Annotated in this window: 3 protein-coding genes; 1 reads left to right on the top strand and 2 read right to left on the bottom strand. The window is 53.1% G+C overall.

The window, feature by feature from the left end; all coding sequences use genetic code 11:
- Positions 1 to 6: 6 nt before the first annotated feature.
- Together ABYV89_RS15010 and ABYV89_RS15015 are read right to left on the bottom strand one after the other, a co-directional pair.
- Complete coding sequence (locus tag ABYV89_RS15010) at positions 7 to 558, bottom strand: DUF488 domain-containing protein (protein ID WP_432823745.1); 552 nt, start codon at positions 556 to 558, stop codon at positions 7 to 9.
- A 373-nt stretch (positions 559 to 931) separates the two neighbouring features.
- The gene (locus ABYV89_RS15015; protein WP_432823746.1) at positions 932 to 1,195 is read right to left on the bottom strand and encodes a hypothetical protein; all 264 of its coding nucleotides are present in this window, start codon (positions 1,193 to 1,195) and stop codon (positions 932 to 934) included.
- Positions 1,196 to 1,534: 339 nt separating this feature from the next.
- Here ABYV89_RS15015 and ABYV89_RS15020 point away from each other — a divergent pair.
- On the top strand, positions 1,535 to 4,082 hold a 2,548-nt coding region (locus ABYV89_RS15020), incomplete at its 3' end, for a putative bifunctional diguanylate cyclase/phosphodiesterase (RefSeq protein ID WP_432823747.1).

Raw genomic sequence — 4,082 nt, forward strand, 5'->3', positions numbered from 1 at the left:
ATGCCATTAATATTTACCTTTCGATTTTAAACCCTCAGTGGGGTTGCTGTTAAAAAGGTCAAGTTGGTCACCGACTATTTTCCGAATAATTGCTTCTTGCGTTGCAAGCTCACCACATTCATCAATGTGCATGACTGGCACACCTGATTCTTCAAGAGTAACGGCTACAAGTTTGCTGCGATGGCACATTTCGGGTTTCCCTTCACTGCACATGATTGCCACAGAATGTCCACCGTTGTAGGCGCTAATCAACCTAGATATGCCTTCTTTATAGAATTCTTTTTCTTTTACTTTGTCGTAGTCAACTTGATCATCCGTATAACAGGATCTGTCACTTGGCAGCCCACCGATTGTGTCACCCATAAATACATATTTTATGTTGCTTTCTTTAAGTTTTTTTTCGAAAGCTTCTCTGTTGAATTCAATTTTGAATTTTGAATATGGACTAGTTCTCAAATCAATCAGGTAGTGAACGTTATAACGAAGCAAAAGTTCAATAAGCTGATCGATTGATCTATTTCCATAGCCGATTGTTAGGATGCAGGTATTATTTTTCATAATTTCTTTTTTTAAAAGCTAACAGGTATTAGGTGGAATTCCTATATGTAGGAATTGTTAATAGATGTAGGTTTATAGTTCCTATATCTGCCAACTATGTTTATAGATGTAGGAATATGCAAATTGGTTCATTGGGTTGTTCTGGGCTTTTTTCACAGTAAAAATAAAGCCGCAGTTCCGGTTGGCCCGGATGCTGCGGCTGGTTTTTTTGCCTTGGTTTATCATTGCCCCCCCCTCGTGGTGTTCAAAAAATAAAAATAATAAAATAATGCCTTTCTTTTGTAGACCCGTCACAGCTTGGTTGTCAACTGTCAAAATCCGGCAATTTGATTTGCCATGACTGTCGCTTCTCTAACGCCTTTTATTCCTGAGATCATTTTTCTTTTTTGCCGGGCTTCGTGCGCCCGATCCCGCGCAGCCGGATGATCCCCCAGGTGCATGCGGCCAGGCCGCCGCCGGCGGTTATGATGCCGATGAACAGAATGGGCAGATACCAGAACAGCAGCGACTGGTCGGGATCGCCGATGCGGGCGATGAGCGCCTCTTTGATGTAGCCGAATATGAGTCCGCCACCGACAAGGCTGAACGCAGCGCCGAAGGCCACGGCCAGAATGGGCCATATCTTTGTTCTGGTCATGAGGTCTAAGTCCCTGGATTGATTGTTGCTCGAATGCGGCTGAAGCTTTTCGTCGGGTGAAGTGGCTTTTTGTCACTATCTCTTTGTGGCGGCCCATTTTCAATCTATTTGTTGACTTCGGTGGCTCGCCGGCGGGAGTGGCGCAAGGTTTTGACCCGCAGGGTGCAAATCAACAAACTGATTCCGGATCCTTAGGAAAATGATAGGTTATTTTTGTTTAAGTAAACGATTTAAGGTGGATTTTTTGCATTATTGGGGTCATTTCTGGTGTATTTTACGTTATTTGACGATGCCTTTTGCGGAGGCAATCCTTCTCTAGCCGTGTCGATAGGAAATAGCATGTTCGGAAGACAGTCGAGCCTGAAGTCGTTCATCTTTGTCGCCATCCTTGGAGTATCGCTGATCACCTTTGTGTTCATCGGCCTGGTGACGACGTCTGTTTATCACCGGGCCTATTCGGCCCAGGCGCAGGCGATGAGCCGCGGGGTTGCCGGACAGATTTCCGGGTCTCTGCTGCAGCTGATGGAGCGGGGCTGGACGCGGAAAGAGCTGCTCACCTTTCTCGCTCCGGTGGTGCGGGCCAATCCGCAGATGCCGGTCGGGGTGGCGCTTTACCGCGCCGATTCGGTAACCGGTCAATACGGCGCGGTGGACGCCGCGATGCGTGATAAGGCGGTGCGCGAGGTGATGGCGTCCGGGGTTTCACGTTCCTTCGAAAAGGACAATGTCCTGAGTGAAGTCGTGGCGGTGAAGGCAGAGTCCGCTTGTCTTGGCTGCCACGAGGGCGCCGCGCCGGGCGATGTGCTTGGGGTTCTTTCGATCAACCAGGATCTGTCGGCGAGCATCTGGGATATCCAGCGCACGTTCATCCTGGTCTTCCTGTTCCTGTCGCCGCTGCCGTTTTTGATGGGCTGGCTGGTTTCGCGCTGGGTCACCCGCCGGGTGGCGCGGGCGACGACCCTGCTCCACGGCGAAATCAAAAACGTTAACAGCGTAAAAGACCTGACCGCCCTGCGCCTTGACTCGGACCGGACCGATTTTGCCGAGATCAACGCGATCCTTGCTGAATTCAGCCAATTCGCTGACAAGATGCGCGATGTCGCCATCGACAAGGACCTGCTGGCCTTCGAGGTGAACCTGCTGGAGACCTTTATCATCACCTCCGACGTGGTCAAGGACTGGCGTGACCATGTGGCGAAGTTGCTCAACCAGGTCAACGACATCATGGATGCCTACGTGCTCTTTTCCATTTTTGACACCGGCGATGAAACCTACGACCTTGAGGTGTTCTGGCGCAGCCGGCCGAGTGCCAAGACCCGGCATTATTTCGACCAGGTGGTCAGCCAGCGGCTGTCCGAACATCGGCGCATGCGGCCGCTGTCGGAGATCAAGACCCGGCATAACATCGTCAATTTCGATGGCGCCGAGATGACCATCGGTGAAGAGCAGCTCGACCTGCAGACCAAGTCGATTTTCCTGGAAAACCCGCAGATCGGCGGGGTGGTCGGGCTCGGCGTCCATTCGGACCTGCGCGAGGACGAGGGACGGGCGCTGGTGATCGAGAGTATCCTGACCACCCTGATCAATGTCATCGGTTCGGTCAAGGCGATCTACAACTACACCAAGGAGCTTGAATATTACGCAACCCGCGACCCCCTGACCAACCTGTACAACCAGCGGGTCTTCTGGGACCTGGCCGAGAACGAACTGCTGCGGGCCCAGAGCCACGACTACAGCTTTGGCACCCTGATCGTCGATCTGGACAACTTCAAGCTGATCAACGATCGTTACGGCCACTCGTTCGGCGACACCTTTCTGAAGGTGCTGGCTGAACGGCTCAAGAAAACCCTGAACGCCGGCGATATCCTCACCCGCTACGGGGGGGACGAGTTTGCGATCATTCTTCCCGAATCGGACCAGGGGAAAACCTATGCCACGGCGCTGAAGGTCATTGAGGCGGTCAAGGAAACCTTCGTCGCGGCGCCGGACGGCAAATCGATCAAGGCCAGCGTCTCCATCGGCCTTTCGGTTTTCCCGGAGCATTCCGCCGAGATGAGCACCCTCTTCGTGATCGCGAACAACATGATGTACAAGGCCAAGTCCGAGGGGAAAAACCGGATCGGTGTGCCGACCCGCGAAGACATCATCGAAGTGCTGAAGGCGACCGAGGAAAAGACCCTCTTCCTGCTCAACGTGCTGGAAAACAGGGACCGGGTCATCCCCTTCTTTCAGCCGATCATGGACATCGGGGACGGTTCAATCCCGATGCACGAGCTGCTGATGGGGATCGAGCACGAGGGCAAAATCCTCCCCGCCGGGCAGTTTATCGAAATGGCCGAAGACATGGGGATCGTCAGCCAGCTCGATTACATCAACATCGAGAAGGCGTTCCAGGAGGTGCGGAAGAAGGATTACCAGGGCATGCTCTTCATCAACCTCTCGCCCAAGTCGCTGATCCTGAGCGAATTCATCCAGAAGGTCAGGTCCTTCGCGACCCAGTACAAGATCGCCCCGGAGCAGATCGTCTTCGAGATCACCGAGCGCGAAACCGTGAAAAATACCGGGCTGCTCGACAAGTTCGTCAAGGACCTGAAGCTGGAAGGGTTCAAGTTCGCGATCGACGACTTCGGCGCCGGCTTTTCCACCTTCCATTACATCAAGGTCTTTCCGGTCGATTACATCAAGATCGAGGGGGAGTTCATCCGCAACGTTAACAATGACCCGACCGACCGGGCCTTTGTGAAGAGCATCATTTCGCTGGCCAAGGATCTGGGGGTGAAGACCGTCGCCGAGATGATCGAGAACGAGCAGGTGCTGCAGACGGTGAGGGAGCTGGGGGCCGACTACGGCCAGGGCTACCACATCCAGGTGCCGGACCGGGAGCTGA

This window comes from Trichloromonas sp., assembly GCF_041583255.1.
Lineage (GTDB): Bacteria > Desulfobacterota > Desulfuromonadia > Desulfuromonadales > Trichloromonadaceae > Trichloromonas.

What these genes read in the sequence shown, in the direction of transcription:
- ABYV89_RS15010 (WP_432823745.1), bottom strand. Translation starts at nt 558, where the DNA reads ATGAAAAATAATACCTGCATCCTAACAATCGGCTATGGAAATAGATCA.
- ABYV89_RS15015 (WP_432823746.1), bottom strand. Translation starts at nt 1,195, where the DNA reads ATGACCAGAACAAAGATATGGCCCATTCTGGCCGTGGCCTTCGGCGCT.